General features: G+C 74.1%; 26 protein-coding genes. 9 read left to right on the forward strand and 17 right to left on the reverse strand.

Annotated features, from left to right (window positions below):
- Window positions 1-24 precede the first annotated feature (24 nt).
- The 3 genes from PO879_RS15575 to PO879_RS15585 form a co-directional block, all read right to left on the reverse strand.
- Entirely contained in the window at window positions 25-948 is a 924-nt protein-coding gene (locus PO879_RS15575) for a hypothetical protein (RefSeq protein WP_278235766.1), read from the reverse strand.
- On the reverse strand, window positions 945-1,634 hold the full coding sequence (locus PO879_RS15580; RefSeq protein WP_278235767.1) for a hypothetical protein: 690 nt from the start codon (window positions 1,632-1,634) through the stop codon (window positions 945-947). Before PO879_RS15580 ends, PO879_RS15575 begins: the two co-directional genes overlap by 4 nt.
- Window positions 1,635-1,781: 147 nt before the next feature.
- A complete protein-coding gene (locus PO879_RS15585; RefSeq protein WP_278235768.1) occupies window positions 1,782-2,579 on the reverse strand; it encodes a helix-turn-helix transcriptional regulator in 798 nt (265 codons plus the stop codon).
- Between the two features lie 173 nt (window positions 2,580-2,752).
- Here PO879_RS15585 and PO879_RS15590 point away from each other — a divergent pair, with 173 nt between their 5' ends.
- On the forward strand, window positions 2,753-3,394 hold the full coding sequence (locus PO879_RS15590) for a cupin domain-containing protein (RefSeq protein ID WP_278235769.1): 642 nt from the start codon (window positions 2,753-2,755) through the stop codon (window positions 3,392-3,394).
- A 6-nt stretch (window positions 3,395-3,400) separates the two neighbouring features.
- Here the strand turns inward: PO879_RS15590 and PO879_RS15595 are convergent, their stop codons facing one another.
- Both PO879_RS15595 and PO879_RS15600 read right to left on the reverse strand, forming a co-directional pair.
- Window positions 3,401-4,972 (reverse strand): L-lactate permease, encoded by a 1,572-nt coding sequence (locus tag PO879_RS15595; protein WP_278235770.1) that lies wholly within the window; start codon window positions 4,970-4,972, stop codon window positions 3,401-3,403.
- Between the two features lie 54 nt (window positions 4,973-5,026).
- Window positions 5,027-6,031, reverse strand: a complete 1,005-nt coding sequence (locus PO879_RS15600; protein WP_278235771.1) for an adenosine deaminase — start codon at window positions 6,029-6,031, stop codon at window positions 5,027-5,029.
- A 277-nt stretch (window positions 6,032-6,308) separates the two neighbouring features.
- Here PO879_RS15600 and PO879_RS15605 point away from each other — a divergent pair, with 277 nt between their 5' ends.
- On the forward strand, window positions 6,309-7,766 hold the full coding sequence (locus tag PO879_RS15605) for an HNH endonuclease signature motif containing protein (protein WP_278235772.1): 1,458 nt from the start codon (window positions 6,309-6,311) through the stop codon (window positions 7,764-7,766).
- A 34-nt stretch (window positions 7,767-7,800) separates the two neighbouring features.
- Here PO879_RS15605 and PO879_RS15610 read toward each other — a convergent pair whose 3' ends face one another.
- Complete coding sequence (locus PO879_RS15610) at window positions 7,801-8,112, reverse strand: DUF5808 domain-containing protein (RefSeq protein WP_278235773.1); 312 nt, start codon at window positions 8,110-8,112, stop codon at window positions 7,801-7,803.
- A 162-nt stretch (window positions 8,113-8,274) separates the two neighbouring features.
- Here PO879_RS15610 and PO879_RS15615 point away from each other — a divergent pair, with 162 nt between their 5' ends.
- The 4 genes from PO879_RS15615 (at window position 8,275) to PO879_RS15630 (ending at window position 11,575) form a co-directional block, all read left to right on the forward strand.
- Window positions 8,275-9,618: a phosphoribosyltransferase family protein gene (locus tag PO879_RS15615; RefSeq protein ID WP_278235774.1), complete on the forward strand. Its 1,344-nt coding sequence runs from the start codon at window positions 8,275-8,277 to the stop codon at window positions 9,616-9,618.
- A 45-nt stretch (window positions 9,619-9,663) separates the two neighbouring features.
- Window positions 9,664-10,131: a nitroreductase/quinone reductase family protein gene (locus tag PO879_RS15620; RefSeq protein ID WP_278235775.1), complete on the forward strand. Its 468-nt coding sequence runs from the start codon at window positions 9,664-9,666 to the stop codon at window positions 10,129-10,131.
- Window positions 10,132-10,209: 78 nt separating this feature from the next.
- Entirely contained in the window at window positions 10,210-10,770 is a 561-nt protein-coding gene (locus PO879_RS15625) for a type 1 glutamine amidotransferase domain-containing protein (RefSeq protein WP_278235776.1), read from the forward strand.
- Entirely contained in the window at window positions 10,739-11,575 is an 837-nt protein-coding gene (locus PO879_RS15630; RefSeq protein ID WP_278235777.1) for an aldo/keto reductase, read from the forward strand. Before PO879_RS15625 ends, PO879_RS15630 begins: the two co-directional genes overlap by 32 nt.
- Window positions 11,576-11,613: 38 nt before the next feature.
- On the opposite strand, the gene PO879_RS15635 is transcribed toward PO879_RS15630, so the two are convergent.
- Genes PO879_RS15635 through rpmB form a run of 7 tightly spaced genes read right to left on the reverse strand, consistent with a single transcriptional unit; the run spans window position 11,614 to window position 13,545 of the window.
- Window positions 11,614-12,225, reverse strand: a complete 612-nt coding sequence (locus PO879_RS15635; protein ID WP_278235778.1) for a GNAT family N-acetyltransferase — start codon at window positions 12,223-12,225, stop codon at window positions 11,614-11,616.
- Between the two features lie 24 nt (window positions 12,226-12,249).
- Entirely contained in the window at window positions 12,250-12,417 is a 168-nt protein-coding gene (gene rpmF, locus PO879_RS15640; protein WP_278235779.1) for a 50S ribosomal protein L32, read from the reverse strand.
- Between the two features lie 10 nt (window positions 12,418-12,427).
- The gene (gene ykgO, locus PO879_RS15645) at window positions 12,428-12,550 is read right to left on the reverse strand and encodes a type B 50S ribosomal protein L36 (protein WP_278235780.1); all 123 of its coding nucleotides are present in this window, start codon (window positions 12,548-12,550) and stop codon (window positions 12,428-12,430) included.
- Window positions 12,547-12,828 carry a type B 50S ribosomal protein L31 gene (locus PO879_RS15650; RefSeq protein ID WP_278237570.1) on the reverse strand — a complete coding sequence of 94 codons (282 nt, stop codon included), beginning with the start codon at window positions 12,826-12,828 and terminating at the stop codon, window positions 12,547-12,549. The genes ykgO and PO879_RS15650 overlap by 4 nt, the downstream gene beginning before the upstream one ends.
- 8 nt (window positions 12,829-12,836) lie before the next feature.
- Window positions 12,837-13,142, reverse strand: a complete 306-nt coding sequence (gene rpsN / locus PO879_RS15655) for a 30S ribosomal protein S14 (protein ID WP_278235781.1) — start codon at window positions 13,140-13,142, stop codon at window positions 12,837-12,839.
- Complete coding sequence (gene rpmG, locus PO879_RS15660; RefSeq protein WP_278235782.1) at window positions 13,142-13,309, reverse strand: 50S ribosomal protein L33; 168 nt, start codon at window positions 13,307-13,309, stop codon at window positions 13,142-13,144. Before rpmG ends, rpsN begins: the two co-directional genes overlap by 1 nt.
- Window positions 13,309-13,545 carry a 50S ribosomal protein L28 gene (rpmB, locus tag PO879_RS15665; RefSeq protein ID WP_278235783.1) on the reverse strand — a complete coding sequence of 79 codons (237 nt, stop codon included), beginning with the start codon at window positions 13,543-13,545 and terminating at the stop codon, window positions 13,309-13,311. The genes rpmG and rpmB overlap by 1 nt, the downstream gene beginning before the upstream one ends.
- Before the next feature lie 100 nt (window positions 13,546-13,645).
- On the opposite strand from rpmB, the gene PO879_RS15670 reads away from it, so the two are divergent.
- Window positions 13,646-14,785 (forward strand): GTP-binding protein, encoded by a 1,140-nt coding sequence (locus PO879_RS15670; protein ID WP_278235784.1) that lies wholly within the window; start codon window positions 13,646-13,648, stop codon window positions 14,783-14,785.
- Window positions 14,786-14,792: 7 nt separating this feature from the next.
- Here the strand turns inward: PO879_RS15670 and PO879_RS15675 are convergent, their stop codons facing one another.
- The 4 genes from PO879_RS15675 to PO879_RS15690 all read right to left on the reverse strand — a co-directional run bounded on the left by PO879_RS15675 (window position 14,793) and on the right by PO879_RS15690 (window position 17,842).
- Window positions 14,793-15,254: an ATP-binding protein gene (locus PO879_RS15675; RefSeq protein ID WP_278235785.1), complete on the reverse strand. Its 462-nt coding sequence runs from the start codon at window positions 15,252-15,254 to the stop codon at window positions 14,793-14,795.
- Between the two features lie 58 nt (window positions 15,255-15,312).
- Window positions 15,313-15,624 (reverse strand): STAS domain-containing protein, encoded by a 312-nt coding sequence (locus PO879_RS15680; protein ID WP_278235786.1) that lies wholly within the window; start codon window positions 15,622-15,624, stop codon window positions 15,313-15,315.
- A 225-nt stretch (window positions 15,625-15,849) separates the two neighbouring features.
- Window positions 15,850-16,329, reverse strand: coding sequence for a nitroreductase family deazaflavin-dependent oxidoreductase (locus PO879_RS15685; RefSeq protein WP_278235787.1), 480 nt, complete (start codon window positions 16,327-16,329; stop codon window positions 15,850-15,852).
- A gap of 82 nt (window positions 16,330-16,411) precedes the next feature.
- Window positions 16,412-17,842 carry an MDR family MFS transporter gene (locus tag PO879_RS15690; protein ID WP_278235788.1) on the reverse strand — a complete coding sequence of 477 codons (1,431 nt, stop codon included), beginning with the start codon at window positions 17,840-17,842 and terminating at the stop codon, window positions 16,412-16,414.
- Between the two features lie 199 nt (window positions 17,843-18,041).
- Between PO879_RS15690 and PO879_RS15695 the strand changes: the two genes are divergently transcribed.
- The gene (locus PO879_RS15695) at window positions 18,042-19,328 is read left to right on the forward strand and encodes an MFS transporter (protein ID WP_278235789.1); all 1,287 of its coding nucleotides are present in this window, start codon (window positions 18,042-18,044) and stop codon (window positions 19,326-19,328) included.
- Window positions 19,321-20,250 (forward strand): LysR family transcriptional regulator, encoded by a 930-nt coding sequence (locus PO879_RS15700; RefSeq protein WP_278235790.1) that lies wholly within the window; start codon window positions 19,321-19,323, stop codon window positions 20,248-20,250. The genes PO879_RS15695 and PO879_RS15700 overlap by 8 nt, the downstream gene beginning before the upstream one ends.
- The last annotated feature ends 248 nt before the right edge of the window (window positions 20,251-20,498 follow it).

Below are 20,498 nucleotides of genomic sequence, written 5' to 3' on the forward strand. Positions count from 1 at the left end.
CGACCGCTTCGCGGCGACCGGGACTCACGGCGGGTCGTTGACGAACCGGAACCGCACCCGGACGTCGTCCATCGGCACGGCGAAGGTCGAGCCGTGCTCGGTCCAGACCTCCGGCACGAGGAACAGCACCCCGGCCCCCTCGACGAGCAGCCGCAGCCCGCGGTAGCGGTAGGCGGGCTCCCCGGGGTCGCCGTTCTCCAGGCGGGTCTCGGCGATGGTGTCGTCGCCCGTGAACATCCGTTGCGGCGTGTCGAGCACGACGGCGGGCAGCGTGCTCAGGTCGGCGGCCCGCGCCTTGGCGCGGTCGGTCCCCGACCACTGCGCCACCGTGGCGGTGGCCCAGAACACCGCGGCCAGCACCGTCAGGACGAGCAGCAGGACCGCCGCCCTCCCGGGCTCGGGCCCGCCGGCCGTCTGCGTCGCCTCGTGGCCGTGCCCGGTGACCTCGGCGCGGTGGGTCGCCTCGGCGCGGTGCCGGGCCCACGACAGCCCGTAGGCGAGCAGGGCGGCACCGGCGGCGAGGACCAGCGGGGCCACGAGGGGGAACAGCGCCCAGCCGCCCAGTGCCGGGTAGGCCAGCATGAGACCGAGCCCGACGACCAGCACCACGGAACCTCCGACCACGGCCACGCGCACCATGTGTCCGACCACCGGGGACGACGCCCGGGCGGCACGGCGACGCACGGCCGCGTCGCCCAGCACCAGCAGGGCGCCCACCACGAGCACGAGCAGCATCGGCACGAGCAGCGGCTGCGGGCTGCGCATCACGTAGTCCTGGGTGCCGAAGCCGAGCACGTCGACGTCGACGCCGAAGTACAGGAAGTAGGCCCGCGTCGAGACGTAGCCGAAGTAGAACAGGATGCCGGTGACCAGGGTCGCCGGTGCCACGATCGAGCCGAGCAACGCGCCGACGCGCCCGACCGTGCCGGCGTCGGGGGACGGGGTCACGGCGAGCCCTCCCCCTCCGGCTCGTCCGGTCCCTCCGGCTCGTCCGCTCCCTCCGGCTCGTCCGGCACCTCGGGATCGCTCGGCGCGGTCGCCGGCCCGGCCTCGAGAGGTCGGTCGAGGACCCACCAGAAGCCCGGCGTCACGGACGCCCGGTACTCCTCGCACGCCGTGACCTCCGCGCACTCCAGGCGGACGTCGACAGCGACCCGCACCTGGTCGGCCCCCGGCGGCGGGACGACGGCGACGGCGCAGAGGTGCTGCTCCTGGCTCAGCGTGCTGCCGAGGCACGCCGGGACGTCCTGGCACGCCAGAGCGGGTGTCTCCAGGCCCCCCGGGTCGGTCCGCAGCCCGGTGACCTCAAGCTCCACGCCGTCGGGCGGAGCCTGACCGACGGCGATCGCCCCGCACCAGGCGTCGTCCACGAGGCCGGCCGCCCCGCCGCCCGCGGGGAGCCCCACGATGGTCAGCGTCGGGCCGGCGTCGTCCGGCGGCAGCGGCGGCTCCTCACCGCCCTCGAGCGGCGGTTCACCGGCGACGTCGGGGTCGAGCGGCGCCGAGGTGCCGCCGTCGACCGCGGTGTCGGACGGCGTGGGGCTCGCGCCGTCGTCGTCCACCGGTGCGGTGCATCCGGCGACGAGCAGCGCTCCCAGCAGCAGTGCCGTCGCCCGGCTGGTGTGTCGTCGCATCCCCCACCTCCGGCAGGTCCTCCACCGGTCACGCGTGGTCGGGTGGCGTCCCGGCCACGTCGGGCCGTGCGGTCGCTCTTCCTGGCAGGGAGCCACCGCACGGGCGGGCTGATACGACCCGAGGATCGAGTCCCCGTCGCGGCGGGCTCAGCCGCCGGCGCTCGGTGCCGGGACGAGCGGCCCGCCGAACGCCGCGGCGACCGCGGCCATCCGCGAGGTCACACCGAGGCGCTCGAACGCGTGCTCCAGGTGGGTACGCACCGTCGTGGGCGAGATCGTCAGCGCCGCGCCGATCTCCGCGTTCGACATGCCCAGCTCGACCAGGCGCAGGATCTCCACCTGCCGCTCGGTCAGGCAGCCGGCCGGCGGCGGGGGCGGGACGACGACGGCGGCGAGCACATCACGCAGCCAGGGCAGCAGGAGCCGGCAGATCGTGAGTTCGCGGTCGGAGAAGATCGGGCCGCCCTCGCGCCCGGCCAGCAGGCGCAGGGACTTCCACGGCCCGTCCGGGTAGCCGAGGAGGATCTCGTCGTCGTAACGCAGGTAGTCCCGGCGCACCGGGTGCTGCGCCCAGCGCCGCTCGCTGTAGTGCTCCCGGATGCTCGTCGCCACGGGCGCCGCCGTGCGCTCGATGAGGCTGCACGTCGAGGTCCACCAGTGGTCGAGGAGCACCTGGCACCCGTCGGCCTCGACGTCCGGTGGGCCCAGCCCCTCCGGCCCGGCCACGTAGAGCTCACCCATGAACGACTCCTGCGCGTGCTGGAGGGAGAAGTCGCGTACGTCCATCGCGTGAAAGGCCACGCCATCGGACCGCAGCAACGCCTCGAGGTGCCGCAGGATCTCGCCCACCACGTCGACCGACGGCGGATGCCGCCGCGGATCGGCCAGATCGAGGATGTCGCGCAGCACCGCGTAGTCGTCCGTCGTGGGGTCGATGTGCGTCATCGGTCCTCCCGGGTCGCCCGACTCCACGGTAGGACGCCGCCCAGCAGCTCGCGCCCTCAGGTACGGGCCGGAGCACGGATACGACGGATGTCGTATGGGCAGCCCGCACCCGCCGTCGAAGGCTAGGAGGAACGGGCCGGCGCACGGCCGGCCCCCGCTCCCCGGGAGACGCCATGACCGTCCGACTCCGCACGACCCCGCTGCACCGCCTCCGCCGTCGGACCGCGGTGCTCCTCGCCACGCTCGTCATGGCCACCACCGTGACCACGGCGAACGCGACCACGGACGACGGCGCCCCGCCGCCGATCGCCGTCGAGGTGCTCGCCGGCCACGCCGGGTTTCCGGACGACGTCGGCGTGACCTTCACGCGCAAGCTGTCCGGGGAACGTCGCGAGGTGATCCGCGTCCGGGACGCCGGGCACCTCGTGGTCGCCCGGATCACCGTGCAGCCCGGGGCGCGCTTCCCCTGGCACACCCACCCCGGCCCGGTCGTGGTGTCCGTCGTCGAGGGAGATCTCGTCTACCAGCAGGCGTCGGACTGCGTCGAGCGCGGCTACACGACCGGTGACGCGTTCCTCGACCCCGGCACCAAGGTCCACACCGCGTGGAACCCCGCGGACGCGCCGACCGTGCTCGTGGCCACGTTCTCCGGGGTGCCGGACGGCGGGCAGGTCACGCTGCCGACCCCGGAGCAGCCGACGTCCTGCGACCGGACGGTGGCGAACGACCGTCGCGTCGAGCCGGTCGGCAGGGACCGCGTCCCCGGGAGGACCCCGCACACCGGCGAGGTCCCGGGCTGGTCCAGCGTGCGCTGAGGGCGGTCAGACGATCACCCAGGCCATCGCGCCGATGAGCACCAGGCACACCGCGGCGACCGGCAGCGCCTGGCGCAGCACCTGGCCCTCGCGGCCGCCGAGACCCACGGTCGCGGCGGCCGCGACGACGTTGTGCGGACAGATGATGTTGCCGATCGCGGCCCCGGAGCCCTGCGCCCCGAGCAACGGCACCGGGTCGAGGTCCGCCGCGAGCGCCGTCTGGTCCTGGAACTCGGTGAACAGGATGTTGGACGCCGTGGCGGACCCCGTCATGAAGGTGCCGAGCGCACCGACGAACGGCGAGAGCACGGGCCACAACGCTCCGGCACCGGCGGCGGCGACGGCGAGCTGGGTGGTCATCCCGGACTCGGACATGGTGAACGCGACCGTCACCATCGCCACCAGGGCGACGAACACCGGGACCACCTGGAGCGTGGCGCGGCGGAAGGCGGCACCCATGTCGGCCGGGGCGGCGCGCTGCCACAGGGCGCCGGCGACGAAGGACAGCGCCAGCAGCAGGCCGGGGTGGTACAGCGGCTCGATGCTCTCGGAGAAGTGGCCGAACAGCTCCCACCGCCACACCACCGACCGGGCGGTGTCCTGGACGGGCCCGACCAGCCGCGTGACGAGCACGAGGACGACGAGCACCAGGTAGGGCGCGGTCGCGGCGAGGAAGCTCATCGGCGGGGCGTGCTCCTCGGCGGCGGCCTCGACGACGGTCTCCTCGGCGTCCTCCTCGGCCTGCAGCGCGCCGACCGCCGCGGCCCGGGACACGTGGGAACGTCGTCGGATCACCCACCGCACCACCAGCACGAAGACGATCGCCCCGCCGATCGCCCCGATCAGGGACGGCAGCTCGGGCCCCACGAACCGTGCGATGAGGAGGTTCGGGGCGAAGAACGCGACGTAGGCGACCGCCATCCACGTCCACGGCGGACCCGCGGCGGGCAGCAGGGTGCCGACGAGACGCGCGACGACGAACGCGAGCACCAGCCCCGCGACGGCCATGTACGGGGCCACCGCCCAGGAGAGCTCGCGGGGCGCGTAGTCGACGATGGCCAGCTGGGCGAGCGTGGGGGTGCCGACGGCGGCGAACGGCACCGCGGAGGCGTGGCCGACCATGGCGCCGACGACGGCGGTGACCGGCTTGAACCCGGCGGCCACGAGGAACGGGGCCGCGAGCGCCACCGGGGTGCCGAACCCGGCGGCGCCCTCGATGAGCAGGCAGAAGAACCAGACGATGAGCAGCGCCGCGACCCGCGGGTCGGGCGTGATGCGGGCCAGTCCGGCCTCGAGCGCCTTGGTGGCGCCGGTGCGCTGCTGCAGGTGGTGGATGCCGAGCGCCGGGCCGATGATCAGCATCACCGTCAGGGCCACCCAGGCCGCGGTTGCGAGCACCCCGACGATCCCCTCGAGGGGCCCGAACGGAAAGCCCGTGCCGCCGAAGTCGAAGGCGGTGAGCGCGAGCACCATCGCGCCGACGGCCGCGGTGGCTCCCGCCGCGGCCGCGGACCACCTGACCGCGACCATGAGCACGAGGATCGCGACGATCGGGAGCGCCGCGAGCGCGGTCAGCACGGGACCGCCGGCCGAATGATCAGGGTGCGCGCCCAGGTCATGGTGACCACCCTGTCACGTCGGGTCCGGTTCGACCTCCGCCAGCAGGGCGGCGCGCCGGTCGGCGGGCAGGACGGCGGAGCGGATCGAGTGGGCCGCGAGGCGCGCCCGCTGCTCCGTCGTCATCCCCAGGGAGTCGGTCAGGGCCGCGAGGTTGTCGTCGAGGTAGCCGCCGAAGTACGCGGGGTCGTCGGAGTGGACCGACACGTTGAGCCCCCGGTCGAGCATGTCGAGCACCGGGTGGTCCTCCAGCCGGTCGACGCCGCGCAGCGCCACGTTCGACAGCGGGCACACGGTCAGCGGCACCTGCTCGGCGACCAGCCGCTCGACCAGGGCGTCGTCCTCCAGCGAGCGGACGCCGTGGTCGATCCGGTCCACGCCGAGCACGTCCAGGGCCTCGACGACGTACGCCGGCGGCCCCTCCTCCCCGGCGTGCGCGATGAGGTGCAGACCCTCGGCGCGTGCCCGGTCGTACAGGCGGACGAAGTCCGACGGCGGGTGGCCGGCCTCGGCGGAGTCCAGCCCGATGCCGGTGATCGGGGCGTGCATGCCGAGCAGGTGGTGGAGCACGTCGAGGGCCTCGCCCTCGGGGCGGTCGCGCAGGAACGCGGCGAAGAGCGCCGTCGAGACCCCGTGGTCGCGCTCGCTGGTGGACAGCGCGTCGTCGACGCCCTCCATGACGGCCTCGAGCGGCACGCCGCGGACGAGGTGCGCCTGCGGGTCGATCATCACCTCGGCGTGGCGCACCCCGCCCCTCGCGGCACGGGCCAGGTAGGCACGGGTCATGTCCGCGAAGTCCTCGGGCGTGCGCAGCACGGCCATGTTCGCGTAGTAGAGGTCCAGGAAGGACTGCAGGTCGCTGAACGCGTAGGCGCGGCGCAGCGCGTCGACGTCGGCGAAGGGCAGCGTGACGGCGTTGCGCTCGGCCAGCTCCAGGACGAGCTCGGGTTCGAGGGTCCCCTCGAGGTGCAGGTGCAGCTCGGCGAACGGCAGGTCGGGCAAGGGCTGGGACGCGCTCATCCACCCAGCGTTCCACACGCCCGTGAACGACGGAGTCCGGCCCCGCCGGGGCCTGGCCGACCGCACGCGGCCCACGCCTCGCGGCCACCGCACGGTCCGGGGTCCCCGCCCGCGTGCGGTCGCCGCAGGACGCTGGGCCTGTGGACATTCCGCTCCTCCACAGATGTGCACGGAAGCGTCCGCCGACCTGGCTGTTCGTACGCATGTTCGATAGATTCGTGCCAGGCGCCGCGCCCCCCGCGACGTCGCCCGGTCCCCGGAAAGGAGGTCGCCCGCCATGTCGCCGCACCAGGCCCTCGCCCAGCTGGAGTCGGCCGTCGAGGCGCTCACGGCCGGCGACGGCCCTCTCGCGACGGACGACGTCGCCCTGTCCGACCTCAGCGCCCGCCTGCGGGCCGTCCAGGAGCGCGTCGCCGCGGTCCGGCTGCGCCTGCTGGCGCGCCTGGAGGACGAGGGGACCTGGGCGCTGGACGGGTCACGGTCGTTCGCGCACTGGCTCTCGCGGACCGAGGACGTCGCCCTCGCGACGGCCCGCCGGGAGGCCCGCACGGCCCGGACGCTGCAGGACGTCCTGCCCGTCAGCGCCGCGGCCGCCCGCCAGGGCGACCTGGGATCGGACCACCTGCGCGTGATGGTGGACGTCGCGCCGACCTCCACGGCCCGCCGCGAGGCGCTGGCCGCACCGGTCGCGGGTCTCGCACCGGGGGAGCTCGAGCCGGGGTCGACCGACCCCGACGCCGCCGCTGACGTCGAGGCCGGTCCGGCCGCACGGACCCCGCCCACCGGCGAGCAGTACCTGCTCGGGCTCGCCGCCCGATACCCGGTCGGGGCCTTCCGCCGCCTCGTGCGCCGGTTCGCGCACGTCGCCGACCCGGAGTCGGACGAGCGCGGGTACGCCCGCGCCCGCGAGAAGGAGTTCTTCGAGGTCTCGCCGACCTGGGACGGCTACCACGTGGCCGGGTTCCTCACCGAGGAGCACGGCCAGGCGCTGCGGGCCGCGCTGGACGGCGTCGTCGGGGCACCGGCGGCGGACGACACCCGCACCTCCACGCAGCGACGCGCCCAGGGCATCGCGGACCTGGCCCGGACCGTCCTGGACCACGGGGCAGTCGGCGGCGGGGCTGCCGTCCGGCCGCACCTGAGCGTCATGGTCTCCTACGGCGAGCTGCATGACCTGCTCTCGGGCCCGGCCACCGTCGACAGCACCAGCGGCACGGCGGCACCGCCGCCGTCACGGCGCCTCGACGACCGGCGGGTCGACGCCCGACGCGTCGTCGACGAGACCGGTGTCGCGACCTTCGCCGACGGCCGCGGCCCGGTCCCCGCCTCCGTCCTGCGCCGGCTGGCCTGTGACGGCGAGATCTCCCGCATCGTCTTCGGCCCGGACGGCGCGGCCCTGGACGTCGGGCGACGACGACGCACGGTCACCGGTCAGCTCCGGCGGGCGGTGATCGCGCGCGACCGACGCTGCACCTGGCCGGGATGCTCGGAGCCGCCGTCCCGGTGCGAGGTCCACCACGCCGTCACCCACTGGGCCGACGGCGGAAGGACGAGCGTCGACAACGCCGCGCTGCTGTGCTGGCACCACCACGAGCACGTCGACGGACGGGGCATCAGCATGCGCTGGCGCTCGGGGCGCTGGGACTTCACCGACCGGTCGGGTCGGCCGGTCGGACGCGCGGCCGATGTCCGTGCCGGGGGCCAGGTCGGCAGCCAGACCGGAGCGGCCGCGTGAGGGACACCCTGCTGAGGGAGCCCGTGCCGGCCCGTCAGTCGGCGAAGCGGTCCTTGACCACCGCGACGACACGACCGATGTTGACGGTCCACCCGACGCCGAAGACCTGCGGGCCGATGACGTGCTCGGCCTCCGGGTCCCACAGCCGTTCCTTGGCCCGCGCGAAGGTCGGGATCCGGAACTCGTAGGGGACGAACCCGGCCACGGTCCCGTGCCACTCGCGGTCCGCGGGATCCTTCTGCAGCTCCTTGGTGACCGCCGCGACGACGAGCGCGAACATCACCGCCTTGTAGAGCTTCTGGAGCTCGCTCTTGCTCTTCTTCTCGCTGCTCTTCTCGACGTCCATCGTGGACCTCCACCGGTCGGTCTCGTCACCTTCGGCCTCGCCACCATCCTGCCGCTCGCCGACCCCGCGGTCCACAGGTGCGCGACGGAGGGACCCGAGTCCCCTGCCGATTCGGGACCAACGGCCCTTCTGCCCCGCACCGCCGCAGCGCATCGTGGAGTCATGCCCTTCACCGACCGCACCCAGGCCGGACGGCGCCTCGCCGAGGCGCTCGCCGGGCTGCGCGACGAGGACGTCGTCGTCCTCGGCCTCCCCCGGGGCGGGGTCCCCGTGGCGTTCGAGGTCGCCGTCGCGCTGGACGCGCCGCTCGACGTGATCGTCGTGCGCAAGCTCGGCGTCCCTTTCCAGCCCGAGCTGGCGATGGGTGCGGTCGGTGAGGGCGACGTGCGCGTCGTGGACGACGAGGTCGTCCGACGCGCCCAGATCACGGCCGAGGAGCTCGCGGGCGCCGAGGCCACCGAGCGCGCAGAGCTCGAGCGACGGCTGTTCCGGATCCGGCGCGACCACCCGCTGGTCCCGATCGAGGGCCGGACGGCCGTCGTCGTGGACGACGGCGTCGCGACCGGGTCGACGGCCCGCACGGCCTGCCTCGTCGCGCGGGAGCGCGGCGCGGCACGGGTCGTCGTCGCCGTGCCCGTGGGGGCCGCCCCGGCGCTCGACGCCCTGAAGGAGGTGGCAGATGAGGTGGTCTTCGTGGAGAGCCCCCGCGGCTTCCGCGCCGTGGGCGAGTGGTACGCCGACTTCCGGCAGGTCGACGACGGGCAGGTCATGGAGCTGCTCGACCGGGCGGCGAACCACCCCGACGACCCGGTCGGGGACCCGGCAGATCCTCCGGCTCCACGGGACGAGGCCGTCGAGATCCGGGCCGGCGCCGTCATGCTGAACGGACAGCTCACCGTCCCGGACCGCCCCGTGGGACTGGTCGTCTTCGCGCACGGCAGCGGCAGCAGCCGGCACAGCCCGCGCAACCGGCACGTCGCTCAGGTGCTCAACGAGGCGGGACTGGGCACCCTGCTGTTCGACCTGCTGACCGCCCGCGAGGAGTGGGAGCGGCCGATGGTGTTCGACATCCGGCGCATGGCGGCCCGGCTGGTGGACGCGACCTGGTGGCTGCGCGCCGAGCAGGGGTGGGACGACTTCCCGATCGGGTACTTCGGAGCGAGCACCGGTGCCGCCGCCGCCCTGCGCGCCGCCGCGCAGCTCGGCCACGACGTCTCCGCCGTCGTCTCCCGCGGGGGCCGGCCCGACCTGGCCGCGGACTGGATGCACGAGGTCAGGGCGCCGACCCTGCTCCTGGTCGGGAGCGAGGATCCGTGCGTGCTGGACCTCAACCGTCGGGCCCAGCGTCGGCTGCGGTGCGAGAACGAGCTGTCGGTGGTGCCCGGTGCGACGCACCTCTTCGAGGAGCCCGGCACGCTGGACCAGGCGGCCGTGCTGGCCCGCGACTGGTTCCTCGGGCACCTGCCCCAGAGCACGACGACGCAGCACGCCGTCCTGCAGACCTGAGCGGGGCGCTGCGTAGGGTGGAGGTCGTCGACGATCGGAGACCCGATGACCTTCAGCCACTCGACCGGCACCCGCGGAGCGCGCAAGCCGGGTCGGCTCGTGCGCTGGTTCAACGGTCTGGCGCTGCGCCGCATCCGACGCCGCGGCGGCCGGGTGCTGGGGATGCGCCTGCTGGCCCTGACGACGGTGGGACGGCGCAGCGGGCAGCCGCGCACCATCCCGCTGGCCTGGTTCCCCGGTGGCGAGGACCGGTGGTACGTCGTCGCCTCCGCCAACGGCGCGGCCACCAACCCCGCCTGGTACCTCAACCTCGCCGCCCGGCCGGACGACGTTGAGATCGTCGTGGACGGCGAGACCGTCCCGGTGCGCGCCCGCGAGCTGCAGGGCCCCGAGCGGGACGAGGTGTGGGGGCGCATCAAGGACTCCGCGTCCCAGTTCGCGACGTACGAACGCGCCACCGACCGGCACATCCCGGTCGTCGAGCTCACGCGGCGCGACACCGCCGGAGGCTGAGCCGGCGGCGCGGGGCTCGCCGCGCGGATACCTGAGCAGCCTCCTACCGTGGGGAGCCCCCGAGGAGAGGAGCGAACCATGGCGACCGACCTCACCGACCGCACCGTCCTGGCCGTCGTGTCGAACTACGGCGTGGAGCAGGACGAGCTCGTCGTCCCGCTGGAGCACCTGCGCGACAGCGGCGCCGTCGTCACCGTCGCCGCCGCGACGTCCGACGACGTCGCCACGCTCGTGGGCGACAAGGACCCCGGCCGCACGGTCACCCCGGACGTGACGCTCGACGACGTCGACCCGGCCGGCTTCGACCTGCTGCTCGTGCCCGGCGGCACCCTCAACGCCGACACGCTGCGGCGGCAGCCCGCCGCGACCGAGATCGTGCGGTCCTTCACCCGGTCCGGGCGGCCCGTCGCGGCGATCTGCCACGGACCGTGGCTGCTCGTCGAGGCCGGCGTCGTCCCCGGCAAGACCGCGACGTCGTACCCGTCCCTCGAGACGGACCTGCGCAATGCCGGCGCCTCCTGGAAGGACGCCCCCGTGATCGTGGACCCGGCCGAGGGCTGGACGCTCATCACCTCCCGCACCCCCGACGACCTGGACGACTTCCTCGATGCCGTCGACGCCGCGCTCGCCGAGCGCTGACCTGAGCCTGCCGCCCGTCGGGTTCGGCACCGCCGCCCTGCGCGGCGAGCACGGCGTGCGCACGGTCGCCGCGGCGCTGGACGCCGGCTACCGGCTGCTGGACTCCGCGTTCAACTACGAGAACGAGGGGGCGGTCGGCGCCGCCGTCCGGGCCTCCGGGGTCCCGCGCGACGAGGTGATCGTCACCTCCAAGCTGCCCGGGCGGCACCACGCCCACGACGCGGCCGTCGCCACGATCGAGGAGAGCGTCTACCGCACGGGCCTGGACCACCTCGACCTGTACCTGATCCACTGGCCGAACCCGTCGCAGGACCGGTACGTCGAGGCCTGGGGGGCGCTGATCGAGGCCCGCGAGCGCGGCCTCGTGCGCCACATCGGGGTGTCGAACTTCCTGCCCGAGCACGTCGACCGCCTCGTGGCCGAGACGGGGGTGACGCCCGTGGTGAACCAGGTCGAGCTGCACCCCTACTTCCCCCAGGCCGAGCAGCGCGCCGCCGACGCCGCTCGCGGGATCGTCACCGAGGCGTGGAGCCCGCTCGGGCGCGCCAACAGCCTGCTGGACGAGCCGGTGCTGACCCGGATCGCCGCGGACCGCGGCGTGACCGTGGCGCAGGTGATCCTGGCCTGGCACGTCGGGCTCGGCGTGCTGCCCCTGCCCAAGGCGACCTCGCCGGACCGGCAGCGCCAGAACCTCGAGGCCGCCGACCTAGAGCTCTCCGCCGAGGAGATGGCGGCCGTCGCGGGGCTCGCCCGCCCCGACGGCCGGAACAACGACCAGGACCCTGCGGTGTACGAGGAGTACTGAGCGAGGGTCCGGGAACGCGGGGCCGGTGATCGGGCGGGTCACTCCTCCGCGGCGGGCCGCAGCATGCCGACCGGTGCGTCGGCGTCGTCCGCGACCGGGCCCTGGGCGCGGAAGCCGAAGCGCTCGTAGAGACGCTGGTTGCCGGGACCGGTGGCCTCCAGGTACGCAGGTCGGGCCTGCGCGTCGACGACGCCCAGCCGGTGCGCGATCAGGGCAGAGCCCACGCCGCGGCCACGGGCCGCGGGACTCACGGCGAGGTCCGCCAGGTACCAGTGCGCCGTCGCCGGGCGCTGCCGCGCCCAGCGGGCCAGGCGGGACCTCACCGCGGGCAGGTGCCGCAGCCCGAGCGCCCGCAGGTAGCGCGGGAGCTCCCGCAGCTCGGTCGGCAGGTGACGCCGTCGCTCCGGCCCCTCCCACGCGGCTACTCCGAGGATCGGTCCGCCGGGACCGGCGCGGGCGACGTCGACGGTCCCGGACACGCAGGCACCCGTGCGCAGCGCCGCGGTGTAGACGTCGGTCAGGCGTGCGACCCGGTCGTGGTCGCCCGGGACGATCCGGCGCACGACGGCGTCGTCCCGGAACGACTCGGCGATCAGCCGGGCACCCGCCTCGATCTCGGCCTCACCGGCGGGTTCGACGAGCACGGTCATGAGCGGGAGTCTGCCAGCACCCGGTCACGGCACGTCGACCCTCCCCTCGCGGACCGCGCGGGCCAGCCGGGGCGGGACCTGCACGGTCCGACCGCCGGCGTCGACCGGCACCAGGGCGGGTGCGGTCGTCTTCCATTGCGCCCGGCGGCTGCGGGTGCGTGACCGGGACGTCTTGCGCTTCGGGACGGCCATGATGTCCTCCTCAGCCCTGGCGGGCCTTGAACTTCGGGTGGAGCCTGTTGATGACGTAGGTGCGCCCGCGACGGCGCACGACCTTGGATCCCGGCTGGTTCTTCAGGGACCGCAGGGAGGAACGGACCTTCATCGGGCGTCTGCCTTTCCGTAGCGTCGGCGGAACTTCTCGACCCGGCCGGCGGTGTCGACGACGCGGGCGCTGCCGGTCCAGAACGGGTGGCTCGCGCTGGAGATCTCGACGTCGATCACCGGGTAGGTGTTGCCGTCGGTCCACTCGATCGTCGCGGTGGGCCGACCCGGACCGGAGGGGGTGTCCCCGGCGAGCGTGGACCGGGTCAGGAACGCGAACCCGGCACCCGCGTCGCGGAACACGACCGGGCCGTAGGTGGGGTGGATGTCCTTCTTCACGGCGGTGATCACCAGCTCGACTTGGTCACGCCGGGCAGCTCGCCGCGGTGCGCCATCTGGCGCAGCCGGATGCGGGAGAGCCCGAACTTGCGGTGGTAGGCGCGCGGACGGCCGTCCACGACGTCGCGGTTGCGCAGCCGGGTGCGGCTGGCGTCGCGCGGCTGACGGCGCAGCTCCATCGTCGCCACGGCACGCTCGGCGTCGGTGGACGACGGCGAGGCGATGACGCGCTGGAGCTCGGCGCGCCGCTCGGCGTACTTCTCGACCGTCTCGCGGCGGCGGGCCTCCGCGGCGATCTTCGACTTCTTGGCCATCAGCGGGTCTCCTTGAACTCGACGTGGCGGCGCACCACCGGGTCGTACTTGCGCAGCACGAGCCGGTCGGGGGTGGTGCGGCGGTTCTTGCGGGTCACGTACGTAAACCCGGTGCCGGCCGTGGAGCGCAGCTTGACGATGGGTCGCAGGTCGGTGCGCTGGGCCATCAGACCTTCTCCCCTCGGGCGAGGATGTCGGCGACGACCGCGTCGATGCCGCGGCGGTCGATGGTCTTGATGCCGCGGGCGCTGACCCGCAGCGTGACCTTCCGCCCCAGGGACGGCACCCAGTAGCGCTTGGTCTGGATGTTCGGGTCGAACCGTCGCTTCGTCCGCACGTGGGAGTGCGAGACGGAGTGCCCGAAGCCCGGCGAGGTGCCGTGCACCTGACAGTGGGCGGACATGTGGATCTCCTCTCAGGACGTGCCGGCGCGCTGGACAGCCACGCGGCGTGGGCTACAGTGAACCACTGCTGATAATGATTCTCAATCTAGGAAGATTCCCATGCCGGACCTCCACACCTCGCTCAGCGTCCTCGTCGGCGTCGACCCCGTGCTGCGGGACAGCGCCCTGACCGGGCTCGCCTTCGACGCCCCGAGCACCGTCACGATCAAGCACGACCTGCTGATCGCCGAGAGCGCCCTGCGCCGTGTCGTGGTGGACGTGACCGGCGTCGTCGAGGACGAGACGCTCCCCCTGGAGCACGCCTGCGTCTCGTGCTGCGTGCGCGAGGACGCGGTCCCCACGATCGCCCGGCTGGCCGCGACCGGCCGCTGGACCGACGTCGTGCTCGCCCTGCCCGTGACGGCCGAGCCGCTGCCGATCACCCGCGGCCTGGCGGCGATGTGCGAGCCCGGCGGCGAGCTCGAGAACCTGCGCCTGGCCAGCAGCGGCGTCGTGGTCGACCTCGCCTCCGTCGAGGACGACCTGCTCGGCGACGACTGGTGCGCGGAGCGCGGCCTGGCCCTGACCGACGACGACGAGCGCGGCGTCGGCGAGGCCCTGGCCACCCAGCTCGAGCAGGCCGACGTCGTCGTCACCAGCGGCACCGACGCCACCGGCTCGGGGCTCGTCGACCGCCTGCGCGGCGCCGACTCACGGCGGGTCGACGGGCTGCACGCCCTCGTCGTGGACCAGCTCGCGGCGTTCCGGCACCGCAGCGAGACCGCCGAGCGCCGCGCCCACCCCCTGGGTGCCCGCGGGGCGCTCGCCCCCGGTCGCGGCCCGGCCGGGGGCACCGACGTCGACCGGAGCTGGAGCCTCGAGCTCACCTCGTCCCGGCCGTTCCACCCCGAGCGGCTCCTGGACCAGGTCGAGGAGCTCGGCACCGGACGCCTGCGCTCGCGCGGCGCCTTCTCCGTGGCCAACCGGCCGGACTCGCTGTGCCTGTGGGACGGCGCGGGCGGCCAGCTGTGCATCGCGGACCTCGGCACGTGGGACGAGGTCGCGGCGGGCGCCGCCCCGCACACCCGGATCGTCGTGGTCGGCGCCGGCACCGTGGACGAGGGCGAGGCCCTGCGCGCGCGGCTGACCGCGGCGTTCCAGGCGGCCCTGGCCGCCTCGGACGAGATCGCCGACGGCGGGCTCGCATGGCTGGGCAGCGAGGACGCGCTGGCCCCGTGGCTCGGTCAGCGCGCGGCGTAGCCCGGGATCACTCGGCCGGGGTCGCCGCCGGAACCGGACCCGGCACGGTCGCCCAGACGTGCTTCGCGGTCTCGGTGGTGTACCACCCCACGGCGAGCGAGAGACGCCGGGCGATCCGCAGACCCAGGCCCCCGTGCCCCGGGTCCCGGTCGCCGGCGGGCACGGGCGGGGAGGACACGTCGTGGTCGGCCACGTCGAGCAGCCAGTCGCCGTCGGTGCCGTGCATCAGCCGGACCACCGTCGGAGGCAGACCGTGCCGCACGGCGTTGGTCGCCAGCTCCGAGACGATCAGCACGAGCTTCTCCGTCACGGCGGCCAGGTCGCCCGAGCCGTCAGCACCCAGCCGCGCCTGGAGGTCGGCCCGCAGACCGGCGACCTCCTCGACCTCGCTCAGCGTCCAGCGGGCCACCTCGTCGAACTGGGCGGGCGGGGGCGTGTTCGGCAGCTCGTCGTCCTGTCGTACGGTCACGGCAGTCCCTTCTCGCGTGCTCCAGCATGGTGGGCCGTCCGCCGCGACGGCGGCGGGTCTAGCCGGCGATCGGAGGGATCGGCGCGGGTCCTGGCGCCGGTCCGCCCGACGGGTCGGGCGGCGGCAGCTCGTCGACGAGGTCGACCAGCTCCATCGCACCGCTCAGCTCGAGCAGGTCGCGGACGCCGTCCGGGGTCCCGACGAGCACGGGTCGCCTCTCGGGGGTGACCTCCATGAGGATCAGGTGCAGCCCCGAGGAGTCCATGAACGTCACGCGGGTCAGGTCCACCGTCTTGGGCCGGCCGTCGAGCGTGGCCGCGAGCTGGTCCCGCACGGCGTGCGTGACGCTGAAGTCGATGTCGCCCCACATCACCCAGAGAGCGCCCTGGCGTGCGACGCGAACCCCTCCGGTCGTTCCTTCCGGCGCCATGCTGACCACTCCCCCCGTCTCCCGGCGGATGACCGCACCACCCCCGCATGCGCGAGGTACCGATGCGTACGGCACGTCCGACCCGGTGTCCGGAAGTCTCCCACGGAACGCGTCGGATCTCCGGACGAACGAAGAACCGGCCGGACGGCGGGGCGCCGCGTCGGCTCACACGGCGGGCGTCAGCAGCAGGACCTCCGTCGCGCCGAACACCGCGGCCAGCCGGCGCTCCCCCGCCGGGAGCAGCGCGGACGCCTCGGCGACGGGTACGACGCGGGGGTCTGTCACCTCTGAGGTCCGGCCCTGGACCGTGACCTGGGCGCCGCCGGCCGCGAGGACGTTGCGCACCCAGTCCGTCGTCGGGCCGTAGGGCAGCAGGGTGACCAGGACGCCGTCGCCGACCTCCACACCGATCGGCGTCGCGTAGGACCGCCCGGAGCGGCGGCCCACGTGTCGGATCACCGCCGCGGACCCCCCGGGACGACCGGCCGTGGCCAGCACGCGCGGGTTGGTGAACCGCTTGTTGAGGCGCCGGACGAGGCGCAGCCCCGGCTGCCACTTGGTGCGCATCGAGACGACGAGGCCGACGACGGCGGCGAGCGCCAGGGCCAGCAGGCCTCCGACGAGGCCGGCGATCCAGTGCCACATGGAGGTCCTCCCCTTCCGGGGCGCACGCCCCTTACTGTGTAAGGTAGCGCCGTCGGACCCCGCGCACAACACCTCGGCAGCACTAGCCCGCAGCGTCGCGGCCACCGGCGGCACGGCGCTCGCGGGCGGCCTGACGGTCGGCGGGCAGGAACACCGCCAGCACCGCGATCAGGACGCCGGAGACCGCGACCACGACGAACACCAGGCGGATCGCGTCCATGAGGTCGGGCCCGGACGGGGTGCCGTCGGGACCCACCGCCGCGACGGAGTTGACGATCGCGCCGCAGACGGCGACGCCGAGCGCCGAGCCCAGGGACCGGGCGAAGATGTTCACCCCGGTGACCGCACCGCGGACGCCGTGGTCCACCGACGACTGCGCGGCGATGAGCGTCGGCACCGCCGTCAGCCCCATGCCGGTACCGACGAGGAACGTCGTGCCCATCACCGCCACCAACGGCGAGTCGGCACCCAGCAGCAGCGTCGACGCCGTGCCGAGGACCACCAGCGCCGAGCCGATCATCGCGGTGAGCCGGAAGCCGAGACGCAGGTAGAGCCGCCCGGCGTTCGTCGCCGACAGCGGCCAGCCCACCATCATCGCCGCGAGCGCGAAGCCCGCCAGCAGCGGCCCGAAACCCAGCACCCCCTGGGCGTAGATCGGCACGTAGGTGACCAGTCCCAGGACCACCATGCCCACCACCAGCGAGATCGCCGTGGCCACGCCGATCACCCGGCGCCGCAGCAGCCGCAGGTCCAGGATCGGGTGGGCGACGCGCCGCACGTGCCGGGCGAAGACCGCCAGCAGGACGACGGCGACCGTGAGCACGCCGATCGAGGGCGCCGACAGCCACGCCCAGGAGGTGCCCCCCTCGAGCAGCCCGAGGAGCAGCAGGGCGCTGCCCGCCGTCAGCAGCGCGGCGCCCACGTAGTCCACAGGCTCGCGCCGACCGCCGAGCGGGGACTCGTGGTAGCGGCGGATCAGCATCCAGGCCGCCAGGAGGCACAGCGGGACGTTGATCCAGAAGATCCACCGCCAGGAGAGGAACTCGGAGAACACCCCGCCGAGGGTCGGTCCGACGACGGAGGAGATCGCCCACACCGAGGCCAGGTAGCCCTGCGTCCTGGCGCGCTCCTCGAGCGTGTAGATGTCGGCGGCTATCGTCTGGGAGACCGGCATCACCGCGCCCGCCCCGAGGCCCTGCAGCACCCGCCCCGCCACGAGGGCCCCCATGGACCACGCGGCACCGCAGAGCACGGAGCCCAGGAAGAACAGCCCGACGCCCGCGAGGATCGCCCGCTTGCGTCCGACGATGTCCGACAGCCGGCCCGCCAACGGCGTGCTGACCGCCTGGGCCAGCAGGTAGGACGAGAAGAGCCACGGCACCTGCTCGAACGCCCCGAGCTCCCGGGCGATCGTGGCCGACGCCGTGGCGATGATCGTCGCGTCCAGGGCCACCAGGGCCGTGGACAGCATGAGGGACAGCAGGATCGGCCCGCGCTCGGAGCGCAGGCCCACGGACGTCGACGTCGGAGGCACGTCAGGCACAAGCCCCGGGCAAGCGTCCGGTATTCCGGGGACTCGTGACCGGCTCGCGCGTCACGAGCCCCAGGGCCTCGGCATCTCAGCGTGCGAGCCGCCGCCGGGGTGCGGCTCGACCATGAGGCAGTCTGTTCGCCGACGTCGCTCGCGTTCCGACGCCACGGGAGGACATCACGTGCTCATCCAGGACGAAGTCGCCCACCCCACCAGGACCCGCCGCCGCGCGCTCGCCGCTGCGGTGTCCGGGCACGCCATCGAGTGGTACGAGTTCGCGGTCTACGGAGTCGTCGCGGCCTACGTCGCCGCCGCCGTCTTCCCTGCTGACGACCCGGAAGTCTCCCTGCTGCTCGTCTGGGCCGGCTACGCGACAGCATTCTTCGTCCGGCCGGTCGGCGGACTGGTCCTGGCGCACCTGGGAGACCGCCACGGGCGCAAGAAGGCGCTCTTCACGAGCGTGCTGCTCATGAGCGCAGTCACCGTGGCCATGGGACTGGTGCCGGGCTACGAGGCCGCCGGCCTGGCCGCCCCGGTGCTCTTCGTCGCGCTGCGGGCAGCGCAGGGGTTCGCCGTCGGCGGCGAGATGTCGAGCGCTGTCTCGTACACCGCGGAGCACGCCGGTCCGGGTCGCCAGGTCCGCACGGCCAGCTGGCTCGCCGCGGGCACGTTCGGTGCATCGCTCGCCGGTTCGCTCGCCGCTACCGCATTGTCCCTGGTGCTGTCCACAGAGGCGATGACCGCCTGGGGATGGCGCGTGCTGTTCCTGGTGACGGTCCCGCTCGGTGCGATCGCGATCGTCCTGCGCGCACGAGCATCCGAGAGCCCTGGACTCGCGGACCCCTCCCCGCCCCCGCGCCAGGCAGCGCGCCTGCCCGTGACCGATGCGCTGGCGACGCAGCGCGGGCCGATGCTGACCTTCGTCGGCATCGCCGTGCTCTACTGCATCGGGCTGTCCGTAGCGTTCGGCGGCCACCTCAACGAGATGCTCCTGCACGGGCTGACCGCGCCCGATGCCCTCGTCGCGAACACCGCGACGTACGCGGGGCTCGTCGTGTCCATCCTGCTGCTCGCCCCGGTGTGCGAGCGACTCGGGATCCGGCGCACGATGGCGGCCGCGGCCGCCGGCGTCGCCGCCGCCTTCCCCGTGCTGTTCCTGTGCGGCTCCTCCGGGTCGCTTCCCCTCGCCGTCGCCGGCGGCGTGGTCTTCTCCGTCCCCGTCGGCCTGAGCGCGACACCCGTCTATGTCGCACTGGCGCAGATGTTCCCAGCGAGGGTCCGCGTGACCGCCGGGGCCCTCACGTTCAACGCCGCGACCGCAGTCGCCAGCCTGGTGCCCGCTGTCACCCTGGGCCTGCGCACGGCGACCGGCTTCGAGCACGGTCTCGCGCTCTGGACAGCCCTCGGACTAGCCGTGTGCGTCGCCTCCCTCACCGTCGGCACCTGGCGGCAGGTTCACGATGCATGACCTGACCCCGCTCCACAGCCTCGTCGCCGTCGTCGACCACGGGTCGGTCGCAGCAGCCGCTCGACAGAGCGGGTACAGCGCTCCGGCCGTGTCCCGTCACCTCGCCCAGCTCGAACGCAGCCTCGGGCTGACGCTCTTCGAGCGCACGGGACGGTCGATCCGCCCGTCCGTGGCCGCGCGGGTGCTCGCCGACAAGGCCCGGATCCTGATCGAGGAGGCCGACGCGTTCCGTCGCGACGCCCGAGCCCTCGCGTCCGGGCGCGAGGGAGTCGTCCGGCTGGGCTACTTCCGCGCGGCAGGCACCACGATCGTCCCGCCGGCGCTCGCGGACTTCGCGAGGCACCGCCCAGGAGCCGACGTCCAACTCGTGGAGCGGCCGCTCAGCGAGGACGTCGTGGATCTCATCAAGGCCCGGGAGGTGGACCTGGGGTTCGTCTGGGGGTTCCCGGAGCCTGCCGACGAAGACCTTCACCGTTCGTTGCTCCTCCGCGAATCGCTGGTCCTCGTCACCGCGCACGACCGCCACGACCTGCACGAGGACCCCGGGGACCTGTCGCGGCTCGTCGACGAGCCGTTCGCGTCGGCTCCTGGTCACCTCGGCGCACCACCGCACGTGGACCGCCTGTTCCTGGCCCAGGGACTACCCACGCCGACGGCGACGCATCGACCCCGGGACCACGCCATGCTGCGCAGTCTCGTGGCCGCCGGGATCGTGGTCGCTCTGCTGCCCGCTCTCGGAGTCTCCGACCCGTCACCAGGAGTCCGTCGATCCGTGGTGGCACCCGACTTCCGGCGCACGTACCTCGCCCACCGGTCCGGGGACTCGAATCCGCTCCTCCGACCGCTGGCGCACGCCATCCGCGCGTCGGCCCGCCGGTTCGACGGGTTCGGCCTGGAGGTCGCCGGCCGAGACGGAGGGTGACGGGCGCGTTACCCAGCTCGCGGCACGATGGACCGGAGCGTGCACGGTGCTGACGCTCAGCGCGCGCACGGACGCGGGCCGGCGCAACCCCGGCGGCTCGTCGATCGGTGCGCGACCGCCGCCGGGGCCCGTCGGAACCCCTGTGTTTCTGCGGTGTTGACCGGCCCGGACGACCCCTCGGGGGCTTCGTAGCGTGGTCTCCGCGCCGCCCGACGGCGGCTTTCCTGACACAGATCGGAGTCCTCATC

Origin of the sequence: Isoptericola sp. AK164, from assembly GCF_029643425.1 — a bacterium.
Taxonomy (GTDB): Bacteria; Actinomycetota; Actinomycetes; order Actinomycetales; family Cellulomonadaceae; genus Isoptericola; species Isoptericola haloaureus.